Annotated in this window: 1 protein-coding gene; it reads left to right on the top strand. The window is 63.0% G+C overall.

The features are described from left to right. A partial coding sequence (locus BK660_RS31240) for a virulence factor SrfC family protein (RefSeq protein ID WP_221178664.1) occupies positions 1–397 on the top strand: 397 nt, incomplete at both ends.

The raw sequence follows: 397 nt of genomic DNA, 5'->3' as shown, positions 1-397 counted from the left end.
GAATTTCCAGGAACGGGCCGGGCTGTTTTCGATCCTCTGGGGTGAACAAGGCGAGCTGACGCGGGTGTACCAGCAACTGGCCGGTGCGCTGCACGCGCTGGGCCTGCCCGAAACCGTGTTCGCACCGCTGAAGGCCTTGGTCAGTTTCGAAAACGACACTTACAGCCAGCGCGACAGCATCATGAACGTCGACATCCTCGAACGCTTCGGCAGCCCACGAGACTTGCCGATCGAGGTTCGCCTCCTGATTGGCGGTCGCCTGCAAAACAGCCAGGGCATCCCGGTCGCGCCACTGGCGGCACTGACGGCCGAAATCACCTTCCGCCTGATCGAAGCCCAGCTGCATGACATCGTCAACCACGTCGACCTGCCGGACTTCCCCGGCTATCGCGGACGC

Source organism: Pseudomonas brassicacearum (assembly GCF_003732265.1).
In the GTDB taxonomy this organism is placed as follows: domain Bacteria; phylum Pseudomonadota; class Gammaproteobacteria; order Pseudomonadales; family Pseudomonadaceae; genus Aquipseudomonas; species Aquipseudomonas brassicacearum_D.
This window is presented reverse-complemented; position numbering and strand designations above follow the sequence as displayed.